The organism is Qipengyuania vesicularis (assembly GCF_019711415.1).
Lineage (GTDB): Bacteria > Pseudomonadota > Alphaproteobacteria > Sphingomonadales > Sphingomonadaceae > Qipengyuania > Qipengyuania vesicularis.
In genome coordinates this window covers 982,133-1,008,268 of sequence record NZ_JAIGNJ010000001.1, presented here as the reverse complement: position 1 = coordinate 1,008,268, position 26,136 = coordinate 982,133, and the positions used below count along the sequence as shown (strand labels likewise).

25 protein-coding genes are annotated in these 26,136 nt (G+C 61.5%); 16 read left to right on the top strand and 9 right to left on the bottom strand.

What is annotated here, in order from left to right; translation table 11 throughout:
- Nucleotides 1-68: 68 nt before the first annotated feature.
- Genes lepA through K3146_RS05000 form a run of 4 tightly spaced genes read left to right on the top strand, consistent with a single transcriptional unit; the run spans nucleotide 69 to nucleotide 4,953 of the window.
- Nucleotides 69-1,886, top strand: coding sequence for a translation elongation factor 4 (gene lepA / locus K3146_RS05015; protein ID WP_221545066.1), 1,818 nt, complete (start codon nucleotides 69-71; stop codon nucleotides 1,884-1,886).
- Between the two features lie 4 nt (nucleotides 1,887-1,890).
- Nucleotides 1,891-3,066: a phospholipase D-like domain-containing protein gene (locus K3146_RS05010; RefSeq protein WP_221545065.1), complete on the top strand. Its 1,176-nt coding sequence runs from the start codon at nucleotides 1,891-1,893 to the stop codon at nucleotides 3,064-3,066.
- Complete coding sequence (locus K3146_RS05005; protein ID WP_221545064.1) at nucleotides 3,063-3,890, top strand: DNA adenine methylase; 828 nt, start codon at nucleotides 3,063-3,065, stop codon at nucleotides 3,888-3,890. Before K3146_RS05010 ends, K3146_RS05005 begins: the two co-directional genes overlap by 4 nt.
- Nucleotides 3,859-4,953: a DNA adenine methylase gene (locus tag K3146_RS05000; RefSeq protein ID WP_221545063.1), complete on the top strand. Its 1,095-nt coding sequence runs from the start codon at nucleotides 3,859-3,861 to the stop codon at nucleotides 4,951-4,953. The genes K3146_RS05005 and K3146_RS05000 overlap by 32 nt, the downstream gene beginning before the upstream one ends.
- A 6-nt stretch (nucleotides 4,954-4,959) precedes the next feature.
- Here K3146_RS05000 and K3146_RS04995 read toward each other — a convergent pair whose 3' ends face one another.
- Nucleotides 4,960-5,805 carry a hypothetical protein gene (locus K3146_RS04995; RefSeq protein WP_221545062.1) on the bottom strand — a complete coding sequence of 282 codons (846 nt, stop codon included), beginning with the start codon at nucleotides 5,803-5,805 and terminating at the stop codon, nucleotides 4,960-4,962.
- Nucleotides 5,806-5,883: 78 nt separating this feature from the next.
- On the opposite strand from K3146_RS04995, the gene K3146_RS04990 reads away from it, so the two are divergent.
- Nucleotides 5,884-6,822, top strand: coding sequence for a glucosamine inositolphosphorylceramide transferase family protein (locus tag K3146_RS04990; protein WP_221545061.1), 939 nt, complete (start codon nucleotides 5,884-5,886; stop codon nucleotides 6,820-6,822).
- Nucleotides 6,823-6,825: 3 nt separating this feature from the next.
- On the opposite strand, the gene K3146_RS04985 is transcribed toward K3146_RS04990, so the two are convergent.
- The 4 genes from K3146_RS04985 to K3146_RS13615 all read right to left on the bottom strand — a co-directional run bounded on the left by K3146_RS04985 (nucleotide 6,826) and on the right by K3146_RS13615 (nucleotide 10,826).
- On the bottom strand, nucleotides 6,826-7,755 hold the full coding sequence (locus K3146_RS04985) for a glycosyltransferase family 2 protein (RefSeq protein WP_221545060.1): 930 nt from the start codon (nucleotides 7,753-7,755) through the stop codon (nucleotides 6,826-6,828).
- A 51-nt stretch (nucleotides 7,756-7,806) separates the two neighbouring features.
- A complete protein-coding gene (locus K3146_RS04980) occupies nucleotides 7,807-8,655 on the bottom strand; it encodes a GNAT family protein (protein WP_221545059.1) in 849 nt (282 codons plus the stop codon).
- A gap of 92 nt (nucleotides 8,656-8,747) precedes the next feature.
- Nucleotides 8,748-10,013 (bottom strand): glutamate-5-semialdehyde dehydrogenase, encoded by a 1,266-nt coding sequence (locus K3146_RS04975; protein ID WP_221545058.1) that lies wholly within the window; start codon nucleotides 10,011-10,013, stop codon nucleotides 8,748-8,750.
- Between the two features lie 45 nt (nucleotides 10,014-10,058).
- Entirely contained in the window at nucleotides 10,059-10,826 is a 768-nt protein-coding gene (locus K3146_RS13615; protein ID WP_345723808.1) for a pyrroline-5-carboxylate reductase family protein, read from the bottom strand.
- Between the two features lie 227 nt (nucleotides 10,827-11,053).
- Between K3146_RS13615 and proB the strand changes: the two genes are divergently transcribed.
- The 8 genes from proB (at nucleotide 11,054) to ligA (ending at nucleotide 20,207) form a co-directional block, all read left to right on the top strand.
- The gene (gene proB / locus K3146_RS04965; RefSeq protein WP_221545056.1) at nucleotides 11,054-12,202 is read left to right on the top strand and encodes a glutamate 5-kinase; all 1,149 of its coding nucleotides are present in this window, start codon (nucleotides 11,054-11,056) and stop codon (nucleotides 12,200-12,202) included.
- An 82-nt stretch (nucleotides 12,203-12,284) separates the two neighbouring features.
- Nucleotides 12,285-13,085: an outer membrane protein assembly factor BamD gene (locus K3146_RS04960; protein WP_221545055.1), complete on the top strand. Its 801-nt coding sequence runs from the start codon at nucleotides 12,285-12,287 to the stop codon at nucleotides 13,083-13,085.
- A gap of 220 nt (nucleotides 13,086-13,305) precedes the next feature.
- Complete coding sequence (locus tag K3146_RS04955) at nucleotides 13,306-13,479, top strand: HP1242/YdcH family protein (RefSeq protein WP_221545054.1); 174 nt, start codon at nucleotides 13,306-13,308, stop codon at nucleotides 13,477-13,479.
- Nucleotides 13,480-13,559: 80 nt separating this feature from the next.
- A complete protein-coding gene (gene nhaA / locus K3146_RS04950; protein ID WP_221545053.1) occupies nucleotides 13,560-14,756 on the top strand; it encodes a Na+/H+ antiporter NhaA in 1,197 nt (398 codons plus the stop codon).
- Nucleotides 14,756-15,778 (top strand): TerC family protein, encoded by a 1,023-nt coding sequence (locus K3146_RS04945; RefSeq protein WP_221545232.1) that lies wholly within the window; start codon nucleotides 14,756-14,758, stop codon nucleotides 15,776-15,778. The genes nhaA and K3146_RS04945 overlap by 1 nt, the downstream gene beginning before the upstream one ends.
- A gap of 54 nt (nucleotides 15,779-15,832) precedes the next feature.
- Nucleotides 15,833-17,497: a DNA repair protein RecN gene (gene recN, locus K3146_RS04940; protein WP_221545052.1), complete on the top strand. Its 1,665-nt coding sequence runs from the start codon at nucleotides 15,833-15,835 to the stop codon at nucleotides 17,495-17,497.
- A gap of 2 nt (nucleotides 17,498-17,499) precedes the next feature.
- Nucleotides 17,500-18,150, top strand: coding sequence for a DUF4240 domain-containing protein (locus K3146_RS04935; RefSeq protein ID WP_221545051.1), 651 nt, complete (start codon nucleotides 17,500-17,502; stop codon nucleotides 18,148-18,150).
- Entirely contained in the window at nucleotides 18,150-20,207 is a 2,058-nt protein-coding gene (gene ligA, locus K3146_RS04930) for an NAD-dependent DNA ligase LigA (RefSeq protein WP_221545050.1), read from the top strand. The genes K3146_RS04935 and ligA overlap by 1 nt, the downstream gene beginning before the upstream one ends.
- Here the strand turns inward: ligA and K3146_RS04925 are convergent.
- The 4 genes from K3146_RS04925 to K3146_RS04910 are packed head-to-tail and all read right to left on the bottom strand — an operon-like array spanning nucleotide 20,204 to nucleotide 23,403.
- A complete protein-coding gene (locus K3146_RS04925) occupies nucleotides 20,204-20,884 on the bottom strand; it encodes a DUF2459 domain-containing protein (protein ID WP_345723743.1) in 681 nt (226 codons plus the stop codon). The genes ligA and K3146_RS04925 overlap by 4 nt on opposite strands.
- Nucleotides 20,881-21,783, bottom strand: a complete 903-nt coding sequence (locus K3146_RS04920; protein ID WP_221545049.1) for a 50S ribosomal protein L11 methyltransferase — start codon at nucleotides 21,781-21,783, stop codon at nucleotides 20,881-20,883. Before K3146_RS04920 ends, K3146_RS04925 begins: the two co-directional genes overlap by 4 nt.
- Nucleotides 21,780-22,703 (bottom strand): MBL fold metallo-hydrolase, encoded by a 924-nt coding sequence (locus K3146_RS04915; protein WP_221545048.1) that lies wholly within the window; start codon nucleotides 22,701-22,703, stop codon nucleotides 21,780-21,782. The genes K3146_RS04920 and K3146_RS04915 overlap by 4 nt, the downstream gene beginning before the upstream one ends.
- On the bottom strand, nucleotides 22,693-23,403 hold the full coding sequence (locus K3146_RS04910; protein ID WP_221545047.1) for an SDR family NAD(P)-dependent oxidoreductase: 711 nt from the start codon (nucleotides 23,401-23,403) through the stop codon (nucleotides 22,693-22,695). Before K3146_RS04910 ends, K3146_RS04915 begins: the two co-directional genes overlap by 11 nt.
- A 109-nt stretch (nucleotides 23,404-23,512) precedes the next feature.
- Between K3146_RS04910 and sdhC the strand changes: the two genes are divergently transcribed.
- The 3 genes from sdhC to sdhA are packed head-to-tail and all read left to right on the top strand — an operon-like array spanning nucleotide 23,513 to nucleotide 26,136.
- Complete coding sequence (sdhC, locus tag K3146_RS04905; protein WP_221545046.1) at nucleotides 23,513-23,893, top strand: succinate dehydrogenase, cytochrome b556 subunit; 381 nt, start codon at nucleotides 23,513-23,515, stop codon at nucleotides 23,891-23,893.
- Nucleotides 23,894-23,908: 15 nt separating this feature from the next.
- The gene (sdhD, locus tag K3146_RS04900; protein WP_221545045.1) at nucleotides 23,909-24,295 is read left to right on the top strand and encodes a succinate dehydrogenase, hydrophobic membrane anchor protein; all 387 of its coding nucleotides are present in this window, start codon (nucleotides 23,909-23,911) and stop codon (nucleotides 24,293-24,295) included.
- Complete coding sequence (gene sdhA, locus K3146_RS04895; protein ID WP_221545044.1) at nucleotides 24,295-26,136, top strand: succinate dehydrogenase flavoprotein subunit; 1,842 nt, start codon at nucleotides 24,295-24,297, stop codon at nucleotides 26,134-26,136. Before sdhD ends, sdhA begins: the two co-directional genes overlap by 1 nt.

Below are 26,136 nucleotides of genomic sequence, written 5' to 3'. Positions count from 1 at the left end.
AGGTCAATGCACGGCTAAGGCGCGCTCGAAGGCAATGAACTTGCCGCACTTTTGCCAATTGAAGCGCGATGACCGACCTCAAAAAAATACGCAATTTCAGTATCATAGCTCATATCGACCACGGCAAGTCCACGCTGGCCGACCGGTTGATCCAGCATTGCGGCGGGCTGACCGACCGCGAGATGTCCGAGCAAGTCCTTGATAACATGGACATTGAGAAGGAGCGCGGCATCACCATCAAGGCGCAGACCGTGCGCCTCAACTACACCGCCAAGGATGGCGAGACCTATGAGCTCAACCTCATGGACACGCCCGGCCATGTCGACTTTGCCTATGAGGTCTCCCGCAGCCTTGCCGCTTGCGAAGGCGCGCTGCTGGTGGTGGACGCCGCGCAAGGCGTCGAAGCCCAGACGCTCGCCAACGTCTACCAGTCGATCGAGCACGACCACGAAATCGTCCCCGTCATCAACAAGATCGACCTCCCCGCCGCCGAACCCGACAAGGTCCGCGCGGAAATCGAGGACATCATCGGCCTCGACGCGTCGGACGCCGTCCTCACCAGCGCGAAATCCGGCATCGGCATCGAGGAAACCTTGGAAGCCCTCGTCGCCCGCATCCCCGCCCCCAAGGGCGACCGCGAGGCGCCGCTCAAGGCCATGCTCGTCGACTCATGGTACGACCCCTACCTCGGCGTCGTCATCCTCGTGCGCGTAATGGACGGGGTCATCAAGAAGGGCCTCAACGTCAAGTTCATGCAGGGCGGCACGCAGCACCTGATCGACCGCGTCGGCTGCTTCACCCCCAAGCGCACCGACCTGCCCGAGCTCGGCCCCGGCGAAATCGGCTTCATCACCGCGCAGATCAAGGAAGTCGAACAGGCCCGCGTCGGCGACACCATCACCACGGTGAAGGGCGGGGCGGAGAAGGCGCTGGCCGGCTACAAGGAAGTCCAGCCCGTGGTCTTCTGCGGCCTCTTCCCAGTCGACGCCGCCGATTTCGAGAAACTGCGCGAAAGCATCGGCAAGCTGCGCCTCAACGATGCGAGCTTCAGCTACGAGATGGAAAGCTCCGCCGCGCTGGGCTTCGGCTTCCGCGCCGGCTTCCTCGGCCTGCTGCACTTGGAAATCATCCAGGAACGCCTCAGCCGCGAATACGACCTCGACCTCATCACCACGGCCCCCTCCGTGGTCTACCGCGTCCACCTCGCCCACACGAAGACGGAAGACGCCAAGGTCATCGACATCCACAACCCCGCCGACTGGCCGGACGTGAACCGCATCGACGCGGTTGAGGAGCCGTGGATCAAGGCGGTGATCTACACGCCCGACGAATATCTCGGCGCGATCCTCAAGCTGTGCCAGGACCGCCGCGGCATCCAGACCGACCTCACCTATGTCGGCGGCCGCGCGCAGGTGACCTACGAGCTGCCGCTGAACGAAGTGGTGTTCGACTTCTACGACCGGTTGAAGAGCATCAGCCGCGGCTATGCCAGCTTCGATTACGAGCAGATCGGCCTGCGCGAAGGCGACCTCGTGAAGATGAACATCATGGTCAATAACGAGCCGGTCGACGCGCTATCGCTGATCGTCCACCGCAGCGTGGCGGAAGAGCGCGGCCGCGGGATGTGCGAGCGCCTGAAAGACCTCATCCCGCGCCACCTGTTCAAGATCCCGATCCAGGCCGCGATCGGCGGCAAGATCATCGCCCGCGAAACGATCGCTGCGCTGCGCAAGGACGTCACCGCCAAATGCTACGGCGGCGACATCAGCCGCAAGAAAAAGCTGTTGGAAAAACAGAAGAAGGGCAAGGCAAGGATGCGCGAGTATGGGAATGTGAGCATTCCGCAGGAGGCATTTATCGCCGCGCTGCGGATGGGGGAGGAGTAGGGAGGTGCTTAGCTTCGGTGGGGAACAGAAGGAGGTTATTCTATCAGTCCTGAAGGAATCCATCAGGAATTTCGAAAAAATTGACTTAGCGATAAGCTATATTCAATTTTCGGGATGGGAAATCTTAAAACCGCTTATTCGTGGGAAAGAAAACAGAGTACGTGTCTTGTGTACGGACCAGTTGGGAATAACCGACCCCAAAGCGGTAATCGCTATGCAAAGAGCTGGGGTATCTATTCGCGCATACGACGGTTCTAATGTATTTCACCCTAAAGTTGTGATTGTTAGAAATAATGGCTCAGATTGCGTCCTTGTGGGCAGCGCAAATTTAAGTCGATCAGCGTTGGTATCGGGTGTTGAGGCTATAAGCTTGATCGATGACAAAGAGGGTAAGGCGCGAGATTGGTTTGAAAGGCTTTTTTCCGATCGGTCGGTTGAATTTTCTACGGAAATTCTTGAGAAGATGGAGACGCTATATACCGCGCGGGTGAAGAGCAACCTTGTATTCGCTCGCACTCAGAAGGAGGCCACAGCATCGACTGACGTCGCCGTTGCCACCGAAACCATCGAAGCGGCTTTTGCTTCCCTTCCAAGTTTGGTCGTTCCTCTCAACGCCGACAAGGCTGCAAATAACGTGCGAACCCTTAAGAGGATCCAAGCCATTCTTGACCAGCCACGCTTGCTCGAAGGTAAGGCCCTCAGTGAATTCAAGCTCATCGGGTTCGCCGCTAATGGTCAACTGACCCCCCTGGGAATGCAGGCGAGAGGTCAGCAGAAGGAAACGATTGCTCGATTGTGGATGCAATGGCTTAAACAGGCGTCGACGGCGGAGATATCTTCTACGAGTCCTTCTGGAATGCTCGAGCAAACACGGATTGCATTCGCAACATTTTGGCGCCTCCCTAAGGTCGTGCGCGAATTTTACCTAACCAATTGTACTGCGCCAGCAGCAGAAATCCGGCCACTCCTTCAAGTGATTGAGCTTCTAGCCAACACCGGTAGGGATTATCCTTCTCTAAGGTTGAAAGACCTAGAGACCTTAGCATCGATGCTCGATGCTACAGGTGGACTACCGGCTAAGACTCGTGCCATCGTAGGTGACTACTTGGCAAACAAAGGGACCCGCGGCTGGCGAGAGCCAGATCGTGAAATAGTTCTCCGTGCTTGGGCTGCGGTATGAAACAGACGACAAAGCCACTGCTGAAATGGGCGGGCGGAAAGGCCCAGCTACTTCCTGCCCTACAACGCTATGTAGATTCACATTCCGGCCGCTACGTCGAGCCAATGATTGGAGGTGGAGCTCTGTTCTTCGCTTTGGCGCCTGATCGGGGGCTAATTGCTGACGTAAATCCAGAATTGGTCGGCTTCTATCGGGCCATTGTTGAGCATCTCGATGCTGTCTTGTCACAATACGATGCGTGGCCCTTTGACGAAAGTACATTCTACGAACTTCGATCGTTAAGATTTGAAGATCTCGATGTTGTAACAGCAGCTGCGCGGCTCTTGTATCTCAATCGAAGCTGCTTCAACGGGCTATATCGAGTTAATCGGGATGGCATGTTCAATGTGCCATGGGGGCGTTATAAGAAGCGGTTTGAACCAAGCCGGCCTCATTTTGAGGCCGCGCGCGCGTTACTTGTTCGAGCGAGGATTGAACTCGGAGATTTCCGTGACGTGCTCGTTGATGAGGCCCGGGCGGGCGATTTGATCTTTCTTGACCCGCCTTATATTCCAGTTTCTCAGCATTCTGATTTCAAACGATACACTCGTACGCAATTTCACGATGATGATCATCGTGAGATGGCGGAACTGGTAAAGCTTCTATCCGAACGAGGATGCGAGACGGTTGTGACAAATTCCAATCACCCCCTTGTTCACGATTTGTATCAAGGGTATCACATTGAAGTGATCCAAAGCCGCCGCAATGTGAACTCACGCGCTAGCGGCCGGAAAGGCGAGGATGTTATCGTTTATGTACCTCCCAAAGTTAGAAAGTTTGCATGATTTCGAGAGCGAAGCGCCTGAACTGGGTTGGTATAATCTGTCGCCTCAATCATCGAAATTTCCCTCGACCCGCTTCATGGGTTCCAAAGAGCAACTGCTCGAACCCATCTGGCGAGCAGTAGGACAATTCTCGCCGCAGAAAGTGCTAGACATATGTTCCGGCTCGGGCGTTGTCGGCTACATGCTGAAATCGCAGGGCTGTGAGGTCGTCTCCAATGATCAGATGACAATGGCTACAACCATCGCAAATGCGCTTATCGCCAATTCATCCACCCAACTTTCTAAGTCGGAAATAGAGAGCCTGTCATCAGGAGAGACTGCGGACGGCATGATTTGGTCCATATATCAGGACCTCTACTACGATGAAGCTGACGTCAGGTTCTTGGATTTTGCGCGATTAGCTATCAACCGTCTCTCAGGACATAAACGCAGCCTTGCTCGCGCCGCATTAATTCGGGCCTGCTTAAAACGAAGGCCTCGCGGGATTTTTACATACACAGGTCGTCGGTATGATGACGGTCGTAAAGATCTGCAGGTGAGCCTTCGCGATCACTTTCGGTTGGCTTGCGAGAAACTTAGCGAAGCAGTTTTCGATAATGGACGCGAGAGCCAGGTTACAAAAATTGATCTCAGTGAGCAATTGCCAGCAGTAGATGTGGACGTGGTCTACATGGACCCGCCATATTATAGTCCGCTCTCCGATAATCACTATGTCCGGAGATATCACTTCACTGAGGCGATCGCACGTGATTGGGACGGTATTGAGATCCAAGAGCGAACAAAGACTAAGAAATTTAAAAATTACGCCAATCCGTTTGCCAAAGAACTTAGCTGCGCTCAAACGATTGAACGAGTGCTCGATGGATACCGAAAGGTACCGGTTATACTGTCCTACAGCTCCAACTCCCTGCCGAACGCTTCGGCCATAAAACGAATTGTTGAGAGGCATGGTCGTCATTGCACAATCCGTGAGGTCGATCATAGATACTCGTTCGCAAATCAAGCGAATGCGAAGCAACCGGTGCGCAACAAGGTGAAAGAGCTGTTGTTTATTGCGGAATAGGCTGACCTAATCCCACCCCTCATCCTTGATCGTCCGCCAGCGCGGGTTCTCCTCCTCGCTGTCCTCCTCCAGCCCACTCTCGCCCCGATTCGGCGAGAGTAGCGGCAGGCTCGGCCCCGCGTGCCCCCATTTGCCATAGTTGGGGTCATACAGCTCATGCTCCGGGTCGCGTTCGGGCTGGTAGCCTGCGGCGCGGTCGGCTTCGAGGGCTTGTTCCAGTTGCTCGCGTAGGCGCTTCACGCGGGGGCTTTCGCGGCGTTCTCGCTCGGCGATCTGCTGGCGCAGGGCCTGCACCTTGCGCTCGATGCTGGCGCGGATCTCGGCGGGGGAGACTTGGGCCTGCTCCTCCTCCCATTCCTTGCGCCACTGCTTCTTCTTGCGCTTCAGGTCCATCTTGCCGATCGCGTTCATGCCCTTGGCGCGGCCATCCGCAAACCGCTCGGGCGCGCGGTTTCTCAGCATGAACATGAGCAGGCGGTCGTTATAGGCGGTGCGCGTGCCGACGAGCTGGCCGTAGGAGTAGACGGGCACCTCCACCCCGTTCAATGCGCGGTCCATGGCGACGTCCTCGATCCGTTGCACGCCGAGGTCGAGCGCGGTCTGCCAGGCCTTGCGGAAGCTTTCCGCGCCGGGTTGGCGGCGGAGGTGGTAGGCGCCCTCCTGGCTCATGTTCACCGCGCGTGCTGCGGCCATAACGCTGCCTGTGCTGGCGAGCGCCTCGATGAAGCGGCGCTGGCGGTCCTCGGTCCAGCCATCGTGCCGGTTGCGCTTGCGCGGGACGGGGGTGAAGGCGGGGAGCTCTCCTGCGGGAACGGGGAGGCGGGTTTCGCGGGGGTTCTTGCGGCGGGTCATGCGGGGCCTTGCAGCACAGGTGGGGGGTGGTAGGAAAATGCTACGTTGGCGGGCCCTCGCGCATGGCGGGCGGGGGCGGTGCAGCTTGAGGGGGTCACGCGCGTGCTCGAACGATTGAAGCGCAAGGCGCGCTACAGCCTGTTCCGGCAGAAGTGGAACGTGGGCGCGGTGCGTGCGCCGGTGGCCGTGGTGGCCGGGCTGGAGGGCGCGGCGGCGCAGGCCGAAGCGCACGGGCGGATCGCGTGGATGGCGGAGGACCGGGCGGAGTTTCGCGCCGATCCCTTCGTCGTGCCGCTTGGCACGGGGCGCTATCGGATCTTCTACGAGAGCCTGCTGTGGGCCGAGGATCGCGGGACGATCGCCTGTGTCGACTGGAGCGAGGCGGGGTTCGGCTCGCCCGTACCGGTGCTGCGCGAGGGGCATCACCTGTCCTATCCCTTTGTGTTCGAGGATGGCGGCGAGGTGCTGGTCCTGCCCGAGGAAGGGGAGGCGCGGCAGCTGCGGGCCTTTCCGTTGTCGGGCGAGGGGGAGTGGGGGGAGCCGAGGGTGCTCTTCCAGGGCAAGCCGCTGATCGACAGCACGTTGGTGCGCCATGGCGGCAAGCTATGGCTCTTCGCCACCCATCTCGACGGGAGCGAAAACGAGGCGCTCCATCTCTACCACGCCGATACGCTGGCCGGCCCATGGACCGCGCATCCAGGCAATCCGGTGAAGCGCGAGCGCGCCAATGCGAGGCCAGCGGGGCAGCTCTTCGAACACAAGGGCGCGCTGTTCCGCCCGGCCCAGAACTGCGCCAGCTTCTACGGCGAGAGCATCGTGATCAACGAGGTGACACGGCTCGACCAAGACGGTTTCGAGGAAAGCGCAGCGGCTGAAGTGCGCATGCCCGAGGGTGGCGCATATGACTACGGCTGCCACACGCTGTCGCATGCTGGTGAAGTGTGCGTACTCGACGCAGCGCGGCTCGAGAGCACTCTCTCCCCTGCGCTCGACGGACTGGGCCGCCTGACCCGCTAGCCGCTAGTGATGGTCGACCTGGACCCCGAACACGCCGACCAGCTTGCCCAATCCCTCGCTAAGCTTGGCAAGGCTGTAGAGCAGCTGCGGCCGCTTGCCCGATCCGATCCGCCGTAGTGGATGCAGGGCCGCGCGGGCGATCGTGGCACCGGCGTGAATGCCCATGCGCGGGCGCGACTGGCCTGCCCTTAGGGAGGTGACGATCGAAGAGTTACCGTGCCAAAAGTAGCGCCCGAGCTGATAGTTCAATGTCAGACGTTCGTCCGGCTCGTTCTCGTAGACGAAGGCATTCGCGGCAAAGGCGATACGGTTCCCCGCTTTTCGGAAGTTCTGGAAGAACACCATGTCTTCGCCGCCCGTCTTTCCGAGCGCCGGATCGAACCGCAGCTGCGGGTTGTCCCGGATCACGCTGCTCTTCAGCAGGCAGTTGTTGGTGTAGCCGGTTTCCAGGTCTTGCCCGTCCTTTGCGTCGAATTCACCCAGTTCAAGGAAAGGCTGCTCCGTTAGCCATCTGGGCGCGTGCTCAGGTGCGCGGCGTAGCATCAAGCCCGTAGCTGCCTGTGCCCCGGTTGCCGCCTGCACCGACATCAACTCGGAAAGCCATTCGGTATGAGGTTCGCAATCGTCATCGGTCATGGCGATGAAATCGCCGCGATGCATGGCATTTTCGATCGCCATGTTTCGCGCTAGCGAGATATTGCCATGGCCGCATTGGCAGTATTCGAGGCCGAGGGGAAACCGTTCGCGCATCCTATCCGCGACCGGACGGGCTTGGCCTTCCGGACTGTCGTCGACGACAGTGACGCCGATTTCCACCGACGCCCAATGCGTGCGCGACAACTCGGCTGCCCGTTCAAGCAGCAAGGTGAGCGGCTCGTTGCGATAGTAGGTGCAGACGGCAAGGATAACCTTTGGGCGCGATCCAGCTGGCATCAATATCTTTCCGAGGTTTGCTCTGCGTCAGTACCCTTCGATCGCCACCGATCAATAGGTGTCGGCAAGGCCGCCGAAGATGTCCACTTTCGAAGGCAGGGCTTGCCCGCCGAGCGGCTTGAAGATTACCGGCCGGGATTGCCGCATGAGCGGAGTAGTGGATGCGAGGCGCGAGCCCTGGGAAACCTCTAGGCGGAACAGATGCGCCCCGGTTGCCTTGCAAGCTGCCCTGACGACATCTCGCGGATCGCACGTGCCGAAGTCTACCGCGCCTATGTCGAGGTATCTCACACCCCTTGCCGCACTCATCCGACCGAACAGGAAGGCGTCTTGATACTCATGGCTTACAAGGAATTCTTCGCTGTTTGCCTGTTTCCAGCGATAGGTCGCTCTCACATCGGGCCTGTAGCGATCCGCGTCTGGTTCGTGGCGCAGCAGGGCGGCGGCGAGAGATGGGAGCACGGTGCGCATCATGTTCTGCGTCACGTAGCCAAGCTTGTTGACGAACAGGGGGTGCGAAACCGGATTGGGAAAGCCGAAAATAAACCGCCCACCACGCTCCGCCAGCATGGCTTCGCTAGCCACCAGCATTTTCGGCCACAGACCTTTTCCCCGATAGTCATTGGCCGTCGCACTGAAGCCCGACTGATAAGCGGTGAACTTGTCTTTCCCATTGCTGAAAGGGTGGCCCATGAAGGCATTCATCGTAGCAAGATCATCACCGACCTTGCCCAAGACGATAACCGTGCCGCCATCACCGAAATTGATCTGACGAAGGGTCTTCTCCAGCGGTTGGTCGAGGCCGAGCGCTTGCCGAACCACCGTCTCGATCTGCCGCGCGATATCGGAATCCGTATCGATTGAATCGATAGTCACGAATTCGATGTTCACGTCGGACATCAGCCCAGTTCCCCCTGAAACCTGAGGGAATTGGCTAATGGGCTAAGCACGAAAAGGAAAGGCGTGGCGGACAATTGTCTCGCCAAGACACATCAGGGACGCATCTGCCCGTTACCGTGCACCAGGTATTTGAAGCTGCACAGCTGCTCAAGCCCCACCGGGCCGCGGGCGTGCATCTTGCCGGTGGCGATGCCGATTTCGGCGCCCATGCCGAATTCGCCGCCGTCGGCGAACTGCGTGGAGGCATTGTGCATCACGATGGCGCTGTCGATGCCGGTCAGGAATCGGCGCGCCGCCTCCTCGTCCTCCGCCATGATCGCGTCGGTGTGATGCGAGCTGTGCTCTTCCACCCAGGCGATGGCTTCATCGAGCCCGCCGACCACCTTCACGCTGGCGATCGTGTCGAGATATTCGGTGTCCCAGTCGGCCTCGGTCGCCTGTGTGATCGAGCTGTTGATCGCGACCGATTCCTCGTCGCCGCGCAATTCGCAATCCTCGCCCATGATGCGCACGAGGATCGGGATGAACTGTTCGGCGACCGCTCGGTCCACCACGATGCTCTCGGTCGCGCCGCAAATGCCGGTACGCCGCAGCTTGGCATTGTGGATCACTGCAGCAGCCTTATCGAGATCGGCGCTTTCGTGGACATAGCTGTGGCAGTTGCCATCGAGGTGGAGGAGGGTGGGGACGCTCGCCTGGTCGCGGACCAGTTCGACGAGGCCGCGGCCTCCGCGCGGGATTACGAGGTCGACGAATTCATCGGCCTTGAGCAGAGCGGCAACGGCATCGCGACTGGTGGTCCCGACGGTCTGGACGGCGTCCTCGGGCAGGCCCGCAGCCTTCAGTCCGGCGCGCATGCAGTCGACGATCACGCGAGTCGAATGGCGGCTCTCGCTGCCGCCGCGCAGGATCACCGCATTGCCGCTCTTGAGGCAGAGCGCGCTGGCATCCGCGCCGACATTGGGACGGCTCTCGTAGATCATGCCGATCACGCCGATGGGCACCGCAACTCGTTCGATCCTGAGACCATTGGGGCGTTCGAAGGTCGCGAGCGAGCGCCCGACGGGGTCGGGCAGTTCGGCGATCTGTTCGAGCGCGGCTGCCATCCCCTCGATACGGTCCTCGGTCAGGCGAAGGCGATCAATGAAGCTGTCGGGCTTGGTGCCCTCGACGCTTTTCACGTCCTCGGCATTGGCCGCGAGCAATTCGGGCGTCGCCACGCGCAGGGCGTTGGCGGCTTCGCGCAGGGCGGTGTTCTTGGCATCGGTACTGGCCGACATCAGGCCGCGCGCCGCCTTTCGGGCATTGCGGCCAAGCGTGGCGATGTGGATCTGGGGGTCTTGCGTCTGGTCGTTCATGTCTTTTCTCTATCGTAGTTCGTTCAGGGGAGGGAGGCGCAATTCTCAGCGCAGCTCGACCGCCCGGTCATAGGCTGCCTGCAGTGTAGCATGCAGGCGGTCGGAAAGGCCATTGTCTCCATTGAGGGCTTCGAGACCGGCAGCCGTGGTGCCGCCCTTGCTGGTCACCGAATTGCGCAATTCCTCGAGCATCGGCGCGTCCGGCTCGTTGGCCATTGCGATGGCACCGCCGATGGTGCCGAGCACCATCTCGCGTGCTTCGTCTTCGCTGAAGCCTTGCGCCATGGCAGCCTCGGCATAGGCGCGGGCGATCTCGAAGACATAGCCGGGGCCCGATCCGGCCACAGCGGTCACCCGGTCGAGCCGGTCTTCGCTCTCGACGGTGATGACTATCCCTGCGCGGCGCATGAAGGCCTCGGCATGAGCCATGTGGACTTCGCCGGCATGCGGTCCTGGGCACAACCCGCTGACGCCCTTGCCGACTGCGGCGGGCAGGTTGGGCATTGTGCGTACGACCGGGGCATCGCCCATGAGCCGCGAGAGGCGGTCCGCGGAATATCCAGCCGCGATCGAGAGGACGTATCCGCCGGGTGCTAGGTTGGCGGCATAATCCGCCATTACATCGTCGATCATCTGCGGTTTGATTGCTGCCACGATGCAATCGAAGCTTTCGCCCTCGATCTGATCGCGGTCGCCGACCAGCCTGACGCCATCAGGGAGGCCTGCGGCCATGGGATCGACAACGGTGATGGTCTCATCACCCTTGACCCATTGCGACAGTAATGCGGACCCCATCTTTCCGCATCCGACTATAAGAATAGAATTTATGATATTAGAAATCCGTTCCTGCCCGTGGGCGTTTTGATTAATTGTTCGTTCGTCTTCAAAATCAAATAGATAAATATTTTGTCTTGATCGCTTATTCTATGAATACTGATGAAGACTTTTGCATTCTATATTTTTCAAATTTGGGTTGTGCACTGCACCATCCCTATCTACATCCTGCGGTAGAAATTTCAAGGCAGATGCATTTTCATTTTATGACCAAGAAGCGCAATATTGTTGTCAAAATCGGTTCGGCGCTCCTCGCCAATCAGGAGCTCCTGACACCCCGCTACGGCTTTCTCCAGCGCCTGCTGGAAGACGTCGCCGTGCTCCGCTCGCAAGGTAACAACGTGATCCTTTGTTCATCGGGCTCGGTCGCGCTCGGCTTGCGGATCATCGGAGAGACGCCCGAAAGCGCGGGCATCTCCGACAAGCAGGCGGCGGCCGCTTGCGGAATGCCGCTGCTGCTCAATGCCTACAAGCAGGTCGGCCACGAATTCGGTTTCGAAATTGCGCAGGTGCTGCTGACGCTGGGGGATTTCGAGGACCATCGCCGCTTCCTCAACACGCGCAATACGGTGCATCGCCTGCTCCAGGCCGGCGTCATGCCGATCGTGAACGAAAACGACACGATCACCACCGAGGAAATTCGCGTGGGTGACAATGATCGCCTCGCTGCCAAGGTCGCGCAGATGGTCGGGGCGAGCGATCTCATCATCCTGACAGGCGTCGATGGCCTCTACGATCGCAATCCGGACGAGCCGGGTGCGCAGTTCATCTCCGAAGTGACCGATGTCGCGCCCTATATGGAAGCGACGCGCGGCAAGAGCACGCTGGGCACGGGCGGAATGGAAACCAAGTTGCAGGCGGCAAACATGGCGCAGGAAGCGGGCGTCACCACCTGGATCGCGCAGGGTGAAACCGACCGGCCGCTTTCAACCGTGCTCGACGGCAGCCGTAGGGCAACCAAGATCTTGCCGCATCCCAATCCGCTGTCGGGCTGGGATAGCTGGATCGCCAATCGCCTCCAGATGGCGGGGAGCCTGGTGGTGGGTGAAGACGTGGCCGATGCGCTTGCAGAAGGCGATCGTCCGATCCGGCGTGAAGACATCCTCTCGCTCGATGGCGATTTCACCCGCGGCGACGTGCTGCATGTCTATGACAACAAGGGTACGGAGATCGCGCGCGGCCTTTCGGATTTCACCTCCGAAGAACTACGCGTGCTGGCAAACAACCCCGACACGGCGGCCGAGCAATTGCTCGGTTACAAGACGCGCGGCAATGTCGTGCGCGCCAACAACCTCGTCATGCTCGATACGCGGCACCTGTTGTGGGACGCGCCGGAGGCGCTTGGCGACGGTTGATCGCGCTGGCCAAACCTTACGGGGGGAAAGCTGCACGAACTTCACTTGGCGTTCAGCGGGGGCGTGGCTATAGGCTCGCCCCATGACCACGAATTCGCGCAACCGCCGCACACTGGCTGTCGGCACGCTTCTCGCCGCAACCGTTTTCACCGCCGCCTGCGGGGGCGGTTCCAATCGGCCCGAAGACACCGCCTATGTCGCGCGCGATGTCGAATCCCTTTATGCCGAAGCGAGGTCGCTGCTCGATCGTGGACGCCCGCGCATCGCTGCCTCACTGTTCGACGAGGTCGAGCGCCAGCACCCCTATTCGCCCTGGGCGCGCCGGGCACAGCTGATGAGCGCGTTTAGCTATTACGTCGCTGGCGATTACAACAAGACTGTCGCCTCGGCGCAGCGCTTCCTGTCGATCCACCCGGGTAACAAGGACGCGCCCTATGCCTATTACCTGATCGGGCTCAGCTATTACGAGCAGATCAGCGACGTGCAGCGCGACCAGAAGATCACCGAGCAGGCGCTGACCGCGCTGCGTGAAGTGAACCGTCGTTTCCCCTCGACGCAATATGCCGCCGATGCGCGCCTCAAGATCGACCTCGTCGAAGACCACCTTGCGGGCAAGGAAATGGAAATCGGGCGCTATTACCAGCGTTCGGGCAAGTGGATCGCGGCGCAGATCCGGTTCCAGAACGTGCTCGACGATTACCAGACCACCAGTCACGTTCCCGAAGCGCTCTATCGCCTTGTGGAGAGCAGCCTTGCGCTCGGCATCAAGCCCGAAGCGGTGAAGTATGCCGCGGTCCTTGGTGCAAATTATCCAGGTACGGAGTGGTACGAGAAGGCCTTCGAGCTCATCGAGGATCATGCCGAAGGCGTGACCGCCAGCTGATTTCCGCCTGCCGGGAAATTTTTTCCAGCATCTTGAAACCAGATCGATCCTGTCGCATTTAGTCAATGCGGACCGGGCCCCTCTGGCGTGCGCTTTCCAGCCCACGTGATGTCGGACCGCATCGGACATCCGATGCGCGCTGGCGGGCCCTCTTCCTCCCCATCCCAGCTTGCCACGCCATCGGTGTCCGATCGACTTTGCCTCGATCAAGGAGACAATGATGACGGCCCGAAGTTTTCGACTTACCCAGATCCACCAGCGCATCGACGAGCGTCTGCGCATGGAATTGAAGAAGCGCGCACCCGATCCATGGGAAATCTCGCGCCTCAAGAAGATGAAACTGCGCGCAAAAGACGCGCTCCACAGGATCCTGCGTCGCAAAGCGACTGCATGAATAGCGAAAATCCGCGGCATGGCCGGAACCCCGGCATGCCGCGGAACGCTTACCCCCAAAATCATGAGGGAAATTCAACCATGGTAAAAGCCATCGCACCCATGCTGCGCGACTTCCTGCAAAAGGAATCGGCGGGCGGCATCGTTCTGATCTTCGCAGCGGCGCTTGCGTTGGCGGTAGCGAATTCACCGCTCGCATCGGCCTATACCGGGTTCCTCGACATCCCCGTCGTGGCCGCGATCGGCAGCTTCGTCATCGACAAGCCGCTCCTGCTTTGGATCAATGACGGGTTGATGGCGGTATTCTTCTTCCTCGTCGGCCTCGAAGTGAAACGCGAGGTCCTCGAAGGCCAGCTGTCGAGCTGGAACAAGGCTTCACTCCCCCTGATCGCGGCGGTCGGGGGCATGGCGATTCCCGCTCTCGTCTTCATCGGCCTCAATCTCGACAGTCCCGAAAACATCCGCGGCTGGGCGATTCCGGCGGCGACCGACATCGCTTTTGCGCTCGGTATCCTCTCGCTGCTCGGCCCGCGCGTGCCCGTGGCGCTCAAGGCGCTGCTGCTGGCAATCGCCGTGATCGACGACATCGGCGCGATCGCGATTATCGCGCTGTTCTACTCGGGCGAACTCGACACCGGCATGCTGGGCGCGGCCGCAGTCGTCTTCGTGATCATGCTGGCAGTCGGCCGGGCGAAGGTGCAGTCGACCATTCCCTACATCCTCCTCGCCATCCTGATGTGGGCCTTCGTGCTCAAGTCCGGCGTGCACGCTACACTTGCAGGCGTGGCGGCTGCGCTCACGATCCCGCTCGACGCGAAGAGCGATCACGGCCCGCTGGAACGGATGGAGCATGCGCTTCACCCCTGGGTCGCGTTCCTGGTGATCCCCATCTTCGGCTTTGCCAATGCCGGCGTGACCCTTGTCGGTCTCGAGCCTTCCGCCCTGATCGAGCCCTTGCCCCTCGGCATCGCGCTTGGCCTCCTCATCGGCAAGCAGGTTGGCATCTTCGGTTTCGCCTGGCTCGCCGTGAAGGCGAAGCTGGCAGCCCTGCCGGACGAGGTGAACTGGCGACAGATCCACGCTCTGTCCCTGCTCGCTGCGATCGGTTTCACCATGAGCCTGTTTATCGGCAACCTCGCCTTTGCGACCCCCGAACAGGTCGATGCGGTCAAGCTGGGCGTGCTCAGCGGTTCGACCATCGCCGCGATTGCCGGATACCTTCTCCTCAAAACGGCGCTGCCCGAAACCGCAGCGCCTGAAGAAAGCTACGTCGAATGATCGAATTCATCATGCAGGACTGGCTCGGAACCCCCGTGTGGTTCTGGGCCGCCTTCCTGGTCATCGTGATCGCGCTGACCGCCTTCGATCTCGGTATCCTGCACAAGGAAGACCGCGAACTCGGCATAAGGGAAAGCCTCAAACTCAGCGTCTTCTACATCGGCGTGGCGCTTCTGTTCGGCGGCTGGGTCTGGTTCGCCCGCGGCGAGCAGTCCGGCATGGAGTATTTCACCGGTTTCTTCATCGAGAAGGCGCTGTCGATCGACAACGTCTTCGTCATCAGCCTGATCTTCACATACTTCGCGATCCCACCGAAATACCAGTATCGCGCGCTGTTGTGGGGCATCATGGCAGTGATCGTGCTGCGCGGGTTGATGATCGCCGGCGGTGCGGCGCTGCTGGCGCAGGCATATTGGGTGCTCTACCTCTTCGCGGCCTTCCTGATCGTGACCGGCATCAAGATGTTCTTCGCCGGGGACGAGCCGATGGATGTCGGCAAGAACCCCGTGATCCGCTGGATCAGCACGCATATGCGCGTGACCAAGGAACTGCATGCGCAGAAGTTCTTCGTGAAGGTGCCCGACGAAAAGACCGGCAAGCTGGTTCGCGCGGCAACGCCGCTGTTCCTCGCGCTGGTGGTGATCAACCTCGCCGACCTCGTGTTCGCGCTCGACAGCGTGCCGGCGATCTTCGCGATCACGACCGACACTTTCATCGTCTACACGTCGAACATCTTCGCCATCCTCGGCCTGCGTGCGCTCTATTTCGCGCTGGCAGCCATGATACACCGCTTCCATTACCTGAAATACGCGCTGGCCGCGGTGCTCGTCTTCATCGGCAGCAAGATCTTCGTCACTGACTTCCTGCTCGATGGTGGAAAAATGCCTGCCTGGATCAGCCTTGGCGTGACCTTCGGGCTCATCGCCGCGGGTATTTTCTACTCCTTGTGGAAGACCCGCGGAGGCGAGGAAGAGGACTGGCCCGCACAGCCGGAAAAGAGCGCGGCAAGCCCGCCTGTTTGAAACTGCGCGGGAAAGGATGACGCGCGGGTGAGGCTGGGCTAGGAAAAGCCGGAAATGCTGACCCGCCTGTCCATCCGCAACATCGTGTTGATCGAGGCGCTCGACCTCGATTTCGGGCGCGGGCTGGGCGTGCTTACGGGCGAGACGGGGGCGGGCAAGTCGATCCTGCTCGATTCGCTCGGTCTCGTACTGGGCAATCGTGCCGACAGCGGATTGGTGCGCGCGGGCGAGGAGAAGGCCGGCGTATCGGCCAGTTTCGAATTCGCGCAGCTTCCCGATGCCGTGGCTGAGGCGCTCGACGATGCCGATATCGAGATCGAGCCGGGCGAACCGCTGATCATCCGTCGCCAGCTGAAGGCGGACGGGGGCAGCAAGGCCTTCATCAACGACCAGGGCGTGGGCGTTGCGCTGCTGCGCGAGATTGCGGGCGCGCTGGTCGAACTGCACGGCCAGCATGACGACCGCGGCCTCGTCAATCCGCGCGGTCACCGGGCGCTGCTCGATCGCTTCGCCGGTTCGGACACGGCGCGGGTGGAACAGGCGTGGAGCAAGTGGCGCGAAACAGAAGCGCGGCTGGCCGAAGCCCGCGAAGCGGTGGAACAGGCCAAGCTCGACCAGGACCTGCTGCTCGCACATCTCGCCGAATTAACAACTCTCGAACCGCAGGCTGGCGAGGAAGCGCGGCTCGCGGGTACCCGCGCCGATATGCAGAAGGGTGAGCGGCTCTCGGGCGATCTCGAGGAATTGCGACACCTCTGGGAAGGATCGGATTCGCCGCTCGCGTCCTTGCGCGTGGCCGCGCGCAAGCTCGACCGGATCGCTGCCGAGCATCCCTTGCTGGCGGACGCGCTGGCCGCGCTTGATCGTGCCGTGATCGAGGCGGGCGAGGCCGAGGAAAAGCTCGAAAAGGCAGCCGAGGCACTGGTCCACGATCCCGCCGCGCTGGAAGAGGCCGAAACGCGGCTATTCGAACTGCGCGCGCTTGCACGAAAGCATCGCTGCGAGGTCGACGAATTGCCCGAAATCATGCGCTCCATGCGTAGCCGGCTCGACTCGATCGAGGGCGGCGAGGCCGAACTTGACGCCTTGGAAGCCGCCGCCGCCGATGCGGGCAAGCGCTACAAGGCCGAGGCCGAGGCGCTCCATGCGAACCGCGTGGCTGCGGCCATGCGGCTCGACGAGGCGGTGGCGCGCGAACTCGCACCGCTCAAGCTCGATGCGGCGCGGTTCAAGACGGCAGTAGCGGAATTGCCTGAAGAACGTTGGGGTGCACACGGCATGGATAGCGTGGAATTCCTGATCGCCACCAATCCCGGCGCCGATTTTGCACCCCTGAACAAGATCGCCAGCGGCGGAGAGCTGTCGCGCTTCATTTTGGCGCTGAAAGTCGCCCTGGCAGAGCAGGGCGGGGCGGCGACGGTGATCTTTGACGAGATCGACCGCGGTGTGGGCGGTGCAGTGGCGAGCGCCATCGGTGAGCGGCTCGCAAGGCTGGCCAGCGAAGGACAATTGCTCGCCGTCACGCACAGCCCGCAGGTCGCCGCGCGCGGGCAGACGCACTACATGATCGCGAAGAGCAGCGACGGTACGGTGACCCGCACCAGCGTCGCCCTGCTGGACGACGCCGGGCGACAGGAAGAGATCGCAAGAATGCTATCCGGCGCGGAGGTCACGCCAGAGGCGCGCGCGCAGGCGGACCGGCTGCTGGAGGGGGTTTGAGTATGCGGATCAGGCTCGTCCTGCCCTTGCTGGCAGTTTTCGCATTCCTTGCGCCAAGCACATTGTGGGCCGAATCGGTAGAAGGAGAAGCGAGAGTGTCGGATCAGGATCCAGTTTCTGCGATTTCGGAGGCGGACCTCGACAAGTTCTGGTCCCTTATCGAACGAAGCGGTCCCGGAAATCCAGATGAGGATGCGCAAGCAGATGCCCTCAGGGTGGCCTTGAGGGAGCTCCCGCCACACGAGATCGAGCAATTCGCGCAGACATTCGATGGCCTTCTCAATGCATCATACAGCTGGAACCTCTGGGGCGCTGCCTACCTCATTATGGGCGGCGCGAGCGACGATGGTTTTGAGTATTTCAGGGTCTGGCTGATTTCGCGCGGACGGGACTTCTACGAGCGAGCTGTCGCCGACCCTGACAGCATCGCGGTCATGCTCCCCCCTGATTTCGACGGGTATCCGGAGTTCGAGCTTCTCGTTTATGTGGCGACCGAAGTCTGGGAAGAGAAGACAGGCGGATCGGAATTCGAGGCGCAACCCGCAATGATGCCAATGCGCGAGCCGGACGGTGAGATGTTCCCCGAGGATCCGGATGGACTCGCGAGGCAGTATCCCAAGCTATACGCGCGGTTCGGAGAAAATCCCCTCTAATGCCGGATATGACTGAAGCCGATGCCGCGAACGAGTTGATGCGGCTCGCGCGCGAGATCGCGAAGCATAACAAGCTCTACCACGCCAAGGACGATCCCGAGATCTCCGACCAGGAGTTCGATGCACTGGTCCGGCGTAATGCGGAACTGGAGGCGGCCTTCCCGCACCTTGTGCGCGAGGACTCACCCTCGAAGGTTGTGGGCCACGAAATTGCTGCTTCGCCACTGTCCAAGGTGACGCACGAGGTTCGCATGATGAGCCTCGACAATGCCTTTTCCGCCGAGGAGGTCGAGGAATGGGTGGCGCGCGTGCGGCGCTTCCTTTCGCTGGACGATGGAGAAGAGGTCTCGATCACCGCAGAGGACAAGATCGATGGCCTGTCCTGCTCGCTGCGCTACGAACATGGCAAGCTTGTCCGCGCCGCCACGCGCGGGGACGGGCAGGTGGGTGAGGATGTCACGCCCAACATCGCGCATATCGCCGACATCCCGCAGCAATTGACGGGCGATGTGCCCGAGGTCTTCGAGATCAGGGGCGAGGTCTACATGTCGAAGGCGGACTTTCACGCGCTCAACGCGGCGCAGGAGGAGGCGGGCGGCAAGCTCTTCGCCAATCCGCGCAATGCGGCGGCGGGATCGCTGCGGCAAAAGGATGCCAGCGTGACGGCGAAGCGTCCGCTCAAGTTCTGGGCGCATGGCTGGGGGGCGGCTTCAGAGGTGCCGGGCGCAACGCAGGAAGAGGTAGTGCGACAGATCGAGGCGTGGGGCGTGCCGATCTCGCCCCTGTTCACCCGCGTGCATGACGTCGCATCCATGCTTGCGCATTATGAGAACATCGCTTCTCAACGCCCTGATCTTCCGTATGAAATTGATGGCGTCGTCTACAAAATCGACCGCCTCGACTGGCAGCAGCGCCTCGGCTTTGTCGCCAAGGCGCCGCGCTGGGCGTTGGCGCATAAGTTTCCCGCCGAGCAGGCCGAGACTACGCTGGAGGCTATCGATATCCAGGTCGGTCGTACGGGCAAGCTGACGCCCGTAGGGCGCCTTGCGCCCGTGCTGGTAGGCGGGGTGACTGTCACCAACGTCACACTCCACAACCGTGACGAGATCGAGCGGCTTGGCGTGCGTCCGGGCGACCGGGTGGTGGTCCAGCGCGCGGGCGACGTTATTCCACAGCTTGTGGATAACCTCACGCGCGAGACCCCTCGCGAGCCCTTCCACTTCCCCGATCACTGCCCAGAATGCGGCAGCGAGGCCGTGGCGGAGGAGGGCGAGGTCGATGTGCGCTGCACAGGCGGTCTGATATGTCCCGCACAACGCACTGAAAGACTGAAACATTTCGTCAGCCGCGGCGCGCTCGATATCGACGGGCTGGGCGAGAAGACCATCGACCAATTCTTCGCATTGGGATGGCTCGAAAGCCCTGCTGATATCTTCCGTCTCCACCAGCGTCGTGACGCCATCCTGGCGCTCGAAGGCTGGCAGGAGCGGTCTGTGGAAAAACTTGTGGAAAGCATCGAAGCGCGGCGGGAGCCAGATGCGGCGAGGCTGCTTTTCGGGCTGGGTATTCGCCATGTCGGCGCCGTGACGGCACGCGATTTAATGAAGCATTTCCACGAGTTGCCGGCCTTGCGAGAGGCCGCCGAGGCCGCGCATTCCGGTGACGAGGATGCTGCACAGGCACTCACTTCCATCGATGGGATCGGTGGCGCGGTGGTCGAAGCGCTAGGCGACTTCTTCCACGAAGATCACAACAAGGCCGTGTGGGACGATCTTCTCTCGGAAGTCTCTCCGCCGCCCTATATCGTCGAGACAAAGGATAGTCCTGTCAGCGGCAAGACGGTGGTCTTCACTGGCAAGCTCGAAACCATGAGCCGCGATGAGGCAAAGGCGCAGGCCGAGCGCCTCGGTGCCAAGGCCAGCGGATCGGTGAGCGCAAAGACCGATTTGCTCGTCGCAGGGCCGGGTGCGGGCAGCAAGCTCAAGAAGGCCGCGGAACTCGGGATCGAGGTGATCGACGAAGCGGGCTGGGCGGCCATCGTCGCAGCCGCGAGCTAGCGTTCGGCGGGTTTCTCCACCCACTTCATCACCCCGCCGGGCAGCGGCGCCCACGATCCCGTCTTCACCCCGGCACTCGCCAGCGTGTCGGACGTCCACTGATTGCAGGTATTGCCTAGGTGATAGGTGCCTGCGGCGTCGTAGAAGACGTCGTAATGCGCGTAGCCCGGGTAGGTCTGACGATCGCCCGGAGGCGGGACCTGCGCCTCGATCGCCGCGACGAGGCGGGCATATTGTTGCTCAGTCAGCCTCAGCGGGCGATTTGCCGGACCGGGTGCAGGGCGGACGTAATGCGAGGCATGGATCAGCCCGTCTCCGCCGACGGCTGCCGCAAATGCGGTGGAAAGCTCGAGATCGCCCCAGGTCGGCGTGTTGAGGAAGACCTCACGCTCGCCCCAGCTCACGGCGACATGCGTGTAGGGGCGATAGGGCTCGGGCAGGTCGCTGGCGGGGAAAGTCTCGCGCCAGTCCTTAACCGGCGTGATGAGCGGCATGACGATTTCGGTGTGGACGCCGTTGTCGCCAATCATGATCTCGATGCCCGTTGCTGGTTCGACCCAGTCTGCATTGCGGGGGATCGAACTGCCGATCCACGCGGAAAGCAGGAAGAGCAGGACGGCGGCGATAGGCACTGCCAGCGCAACGCCCAGCAGTTTCAAAGCGCGCCTGCGGCTCACCGCACCCGGCTCTTGCGCAGCCACAGGATCGACCAGTCGCCATTGGTGACACGCCGCGCGAGGCGGAAGCCCTGCTTGCGATAGGCCGCGCGGACCTCGGCCTCCTGCGTTTGCAACAATCCGGCGAGAAGCAGGCTGCCACCGGGATGAGTCACGGAGGCGAAGTCGGGCGCCAGCTCGACCAGCGGCCCGGCGAGGATATTCGCGATCAGCAGGTCGTAGGGCGCGCGCGCCTGGATCAGCGGGTCATCGGTGCCGGGCGCGATCACCATGGTGAGTTCGCCGGGACCCGCACCCATCGCGACACCATTGGCCCTGCAATTATCCTCGACCACACCCGCACAGACATGGTCGATGTCCGACGCAGTCGCCTTGGCATGCGGCCAGAGATGCATGGCGGCAAAGGCGAGCAGGCCGGTGCCCGTGCCGATGTCGGCGTGGTTCTTCACGACCAGTCCCTCGCGCTTCATCAGGTCGAGCATGGCGAGGCAGGCGGCGGTGGTCTCGTGCTGGCCTGTCCCGAATGCCTGGCTTGCAGGGATCACGAAATCGACGAGTGACGGGACGGCGGGATATTCGGGCGTGCGAACATGGAATCGGCCCGCGCGGATCGGCTCGACTCCTTGCTGGCTGAGTGTCACCCAGTCCTGTTCGGGAAGTTTCTCGGCGGCGAGAGCGGGCGCATCGCCCGCGAACAGCCCAACGACGGCCTTCTTGTCCGAAGCGGTCGGCTTGCGATCGAGCCAGACCTCGAGGATCCAGTCGTCGGGCTTGTCCTCGGCAATCTCGCGTCCGGAAACGACCAGTTCTTCCGGGAAATCCCACGCCTCGTCATGCGCGAGCAGGGCGGCTTGCACGATCTTCTTCGGTGCCTCTCCCGAGAGTTTCCATGCGCTCATTCAGCTGCCTCTTTCGCGAGGCGCGCATCGAGCCGCTGTTCGATTCTGTCCGGATACCAGCCGCAACCACCCTTCAGCATCAGGCCAGCTTCGCCGCCCATGCGTTCCAGCATATCGCTCGCCGAAGGATGCGGCGTCAGCAAAAGGTCGCAATCGGCTTCGCGCAGCCACTCGAGACCTTTGCGGTAGGCGACAACATATTCCGGATGGTCGGAGAACTTGTAATTGTCGGCACTGACCGCGCTGAGGCTGTCTGCGTAGACTATGTCCGTGCAATCCGAACCGCTGCTGTCGTCACAAACCGACCAGCGCCAACTCATCGCGCCCGGAGTATGGCCCGGAGTTTCAATGGGTGAGATGCCGAAGTAGTCGATCAGATAGGGGGCATCACCCCAGAACCATGGGTAAGCCTCGCCGATAACCGGCTCCATGGCCTCGTGCATGCCGAATTGTGGGTCTGCGGCATGCGCCTTGCCGGTGCTCATGGTTTCGACACCGATTTCCGAAGCCACGATTACAGCGCCCGTTGCCGCCTGTAGTTTCGCCATACCTCCGGCATGATCGAAATGCTCATGGCTGAGGAGCAGCAGTTTGACATCTGCCGGATCGAATCCAAGCGAGCGGATGTTGGCGAGCACGAGATCGGCCCCTGCCTCGGTACCAGAATCGATGACCGCGTGTCCGTCATCCGTCGTGATCAGGATTGAGGATATGCCGCAGGTTCCGACGTAATAGGTGTTGCCGAGGATCTTGAAGGGCGGGGCGGGCTTGTCCCAGCCGTCCCAGTCTTCGCACGTGTCGAGGAAAGCCTGCTGGTCGGCAGGGATCGCAGGCGAAGCATCGGCAGCCTCCTGCGCGGATGTCGAGGCGCAGGCCGTTAGGGCCATCAGGAGCGGAACGGTCAGGTGCCTAGCGAACATAGCTCGCCCCATTGGCATCGAGTGTCGCTCCGGTCATGCTTGGCGGGGCGTCGAGTGCACAGAATTCGATGATCTTCGCAATTTCTTCGGGCTTAGCGACACGGCCCAGGGGAATGTCTGCCAGCAAGCCGTCACCGCCACGGCTTTCCAGATAGTCGCCTGCCATCGATGTGTCGGTGAAGCCCGGTGTGATCGCGAAGCTGTAGATCTTCTCGCTCGCATAGGCGCGGGCGATGCTCTTGTGCATCGCCAGCATGCCGCCTTTGCTCGCGGCATAGTGCCAGTGGGCGGGCGAATCGCCGCGATGCCCTGCGCGGCTGGCGACATGGACGATGCGTCCCTCGCACCCGCGTGCGCGCCAATGCTTGATTGCGAAACGGCTGAGCTGCGCGGCGGCGGTCAGGTTTATTCGCATGGTATCCTCCCACCCATCGAGCCATTCGATATCCGAGCGGTCGATGGGATTGGGCGAAAACAGCCCTGCGTTGTTGATCAGCACGTCGATCTTACCGCCCGCGCGGGCGAGGGCGGCCTGCCACAGGTCTTGCGGTGCATAGGGCTGGGTAAAGTCCGCAGGCACGGTGTCCGTAGCGTCGCTCGAAGTGGCCTGGCCGATGACCGTGGCACCGCGCGCTTCGAGCGCCGTCCGGGCCGCCGCGCCGATCCCGCGCGAGGAGCCGGTAAGGAGAATGCGTGTCATGCATCACGCTATTCGAAACTTTGCGTCAAATGTCGAGGCCGCGCGCCTTGCTTGGCGCGCCCGTTTCGCTAAGGAGGCGCGACGAATTACCCGTAACGGACGAAAACGCATGGCAAACCGCCCGCTCTCACCGCATCTGCAAATCTGGAAATGGGGCCCGCATATGCTGGTCTCGATCCTCCACCGCATCACCGGCGACGGGCTGGCGATCGTCGGTCTCGGCGTGTTGCTCTGGTGGCTCGGCGCGATGGCCGGCGGCGAGGCAAGCTATGCGACCTTCCAGGAAGCCATGGGCTCGCCCATCGGCATGATTGTATTGGTCGGCCTCAGCTGGGCCTTCTTCACTCACATGATGAGCGGCCTCCGTCACTTCGTCCTCGATATCGGCGCGGGTTACGAGCTCGACACTAACAAGGCGTGGTCGATCCTCTCGCCCATTATCGCAATCCTTCTGACGGCGGGCTTCTGGGCCCTCGTCCTGCTTCGCTAAGGGACGTAAGCGACCATGGCACACGACACCCCCATCAAACGCGTGCGCGGGCTCGGCTCGGCGCATGAAGGCGCTCATCACTGGCTGGTGCAGCGCTTCACCGCCATCGGCAACCTGGTGCTGATGCTGTTCCTCGTGACCAGCCTCGCGCTGCTGCCGGCCTATGATTACGCAACCATGACCAAGTGGGCCTCGCAGACGCTGCCCGCCACTGCGCTGGCGCTCTTGATCGTCAGCGTATTCTGGCACGCGCGCCTCGGCCTGCAGGTGTTGATCGAGGACTACGTCCACGACGCCGGCACCAAGTTCGGCGTTCTCACCCATCTCAACCTTGCAACCATTGGCGGCGGCGCCTTCGGCCTCGTCTCGATCGCCCGCATCGCCCTTGGAGGAGCCGCCTGATGGCACGCACCGAAACTTTCGAAATCGGCGGTCGCAGCTACCCGATCGTCGACCACCTCTATGACACCGTCGTCGTCGGCGCCGGCGGTTCGGGCCTGCGCGCCACCATGGGCAGCGCGGAAGCAGGGCTGAAGACGGCCTGCATTACCAAGGTCTTCCCGACCCGTTCGCACACCGTCGCGGCACAGGGCGGCATCGCCGCCAGCCTCGGCAACAATACGCCCGACCACTGGTCGTGGCACATGTACGATACCGTGAAGGGCTCCGACTGGCTCGGCGACCAGGACGCGATCGAATACATGGTTCGCGAAGCCCCGCAGGCGGTTTACGAGCTAGAGCACGCAGGTGTGCCCTTCAGCCGCAACGACGACGGCACGATCTACCAGCGCCCCTTCGGCGGCCACATGCAGAACATGGGTGAAGGCCCGCCGGTGCAGCGTACCTGCGCCGCGGCCGACCGTACCGGCCACGCCATGCTCCACGCGCTCTACCAGCAGAGCCTGAAGTATGATGCGGACTTCTTCATCGAGTATTTCGCGCTCGACCTGATCATGGAAGACGGACCCGACGGCAAGGTCTGCCGCGGCGTGATCGCCATGTGCCTTGACGATGGAACCATCCACCGCTTCCGCAGCCAGGCTGTTGTGCTGGCAACCGGCGGCTATGGCCGCTGCTACTTCACCGCGACTTCGGCTCACACCTGCACCGGCGACGGTGGCGGCATGGTGCTTCGCGCTGGCCTTCCGCTGCAGGACATGGAATTCGTCCAGTTCCACCCGACCGGCATTTACGGCGCGGGCGTGCTCATCACCGAGGGTGCGCGCGGCGAGGGCGGTTACCTTACCAACTCCGAGGGCGAGCGGTTCATGGAACGCTATGCCCCTTCGGCCAAGGACCTTGCATCGCGCGACGTCGTGTCGCGTTCGATGGCGCTGGAAATGCGCGAAGGCCGCGGCGTGGGTCCGGATGGCGACCACATCTTCCTGCACCTCGACCACATCGATCCCAAGGTGCTGGGCGAGCGCCTGCCGGGCATCACCGAAAGCGGCAAGATTTTCGCTGGTGTCGACCTGACCAAGCAGCCGCTGCCGGTCACGCCGACGGTCCACTACAACATGGGCGGCATCCCCTGTAACTATCATGGCGAAGTGATGGCAGGCGATCCGAAGGATCCGGAAAAGATCGTCCCCGGCCTTTTCGCCGTCGGCGAAGCCGCCTGTGTTTCGGTCCACGGCGCAAACCGCCTTGGCTCGAACTCGCTGATCGACCTCGTGGTGTTCGGCCGCGCGACCGGCCATCGCCTGAAGGAAATCGTGAAGCCCGGAGTGAGCCAGGCCGAGCTGCCCAAGGACAGCGCCGAGCTTTCGCTGACCCGTCTCGATACCTTCCGCCATGCGGATGGTGGCATTCCGACCGCGGCCCTTCGCGCCGACATGCAGAAGGGCATGCAGAAGCACGCTGCGGTATTCCGCGACAGCAAGCTGCTCGCTGAGGGTGTGGAAGTGCTCAAGGACGTCAACAAGCGGATGGCGGACATCAAGGTCCACGACCGCTCGCTCATCTGGAACAGCGACCTCATCGAGACGCTGGAACTCGACAACCTCATGGCGCAGGCCAATGTCACCATGGCATCGGCGGAAAACCGCAAGGAAAGCCGCGGCGCCCACGCGCATGAGGACTTCCCCGAGCGCGACGACAAGAACTGGATGAAGCACACCATCGCCTGGTTCGATGGCTGGGGCGGAAACGGCGGCGGCGTGAAGATCGACTACCGCCCGGTCCACGAATACACGCTGACCGACGATGTGAAGTATATCGAGCCGAAAAAGCGGGTATACTAG

Bases quoted from the DNA above. Each gene is read 5' to 3' on its own strand.
- lepA (WP_221545066.1), top strand. From the start codon at position 69: ATGACCGACCTCAAAAAAATACGCAATTTCAGTATCATAGCTCATATC.
- K3146_RS05005 (WP_221545064.1), top strand. From the start codon at position 3,063: ATGAAACAGACGACAAAGCCACTGCTGAAATGGGCGGGCGGAAAGGCC.
- K3146_RS05000 (WP_221545063.1), top strand. From the start codon at position 3,859: ATGTACCTCCCAAAGTTAGAAAGTTTGCATGATTTCGAGAGCGAAGCG.
- K3146_RS04995 (WP_221545062.1), bottom strand. From the start codon at position 5,805: ATGACCCGCCGCAAGAACCCCCGCGAAACCCGCCTCCCCGTTCCCGCA.
- K3146_RS04985 (WP_221545060.1), bottom strand. From the start codon at position 7,755: ATGCCAGCTGGATCGCGCCCAAAGGTTATCCTTGCCGTCTGCACCTAC.
- K3146_RS04980 (WP_221545059.1), bottom strand. From the start codon at position 8,655: ATGTCCGACGTGAACATCGAATTCGTGACTATCGATTCAATCGATACG.
- K3146_RS04975 (WP_221545058.1), bottom strand. From the start codon at position 10,013: ATGAACGACCAGACGCAAGACCCCCAGATCCACATCGCCACGCTTGGC.
- proB (WP_221545056.1), top strand. From the start codon at position 11,054: ATGACCAAGAAGCGCAATATTGTTGTCAAAATCGGTTCGGCGCTCCTC.
- K3146_RS04960 (WP_221545055.1), top strand. From the start codon at position 12,285: ATGACCACGAATTCGCGCAACCGCCGCACACTGGCTGTCGGCACGCTT.
- K3146_RS04955 (WP_221545054.1), top strand. From the start codon at position 13,306: ATGACGGCCCGAAGTTTTCGACTTACCCAGATCCACCAGCGCATCGAC.
- nhaA (WP_221545053.1), top strand. From the start codon at position 13,560: ATGGTAAAAGCCATCGCACCCATGCTGCGCGACTTCCTGCAAAAGGAA.
- recN (WP_221545052.1), top strand. From the start codon at position 15,833: ATGCTGACCCGCCTGTCCATCCGCAACATCGTGTTGATCGAGGCGCTC.
- K3146_RS04935 (WP_221545051.1), top strand. From the start codon at position 17,500: ATGCGGATCAGGCTCGTCCTGCCCTTGCTGGCAGTTTTCGCATTCCTT.
- ligA (WP_221545050.1), top strand. From the start codon at position 18,150: ATGCCGGATATGACTGAAGCCGATGCCGCGAACGAGTTGATGCGGCTC.
- K3146_RS04920 (WP_221545049.1), bottom strand. From the start codon at position 21,783: ATGAGCGCATGGAAACTCTCGGGAGAGGCACCGAAGAAGATCGTGCAA.
- K3146_RS04915 (WP_221545048.1), bottom strand. From the start codon at position 22,703: ATGTTCGCTAGGCACCTGACCGTTCCGCTCCTGATGGCCCTAACGGCC.
- K3146_RS04910 (WP_221545047.1), bottom strand. From the start codon at position 23,403: ATGACACGCATTCTCCTTACCGGCTCCTCGCGCGGGATCGGCGCGGCG.
- sdhC (WP_221545046.1), top strand. From the start codon at position 23,513: ATGGCAAACCGCCCGCTCTCACCGCATCTGCAAATCTGGAAATGGGGC.
- sdhD (WP_221545045.1), top strand. From the start codon at position 23,909: ATGGCACACGACACCCCCATCAAACGCGTGCGCGGGCTCGGCTCGGCG.
- sdhA (WP_221545044.1), top strand. From the start codon at position 24,295: ATGGCACGCACCGAAACTTTCGAAATCGGCGGTCGCAGCTACCCGATC.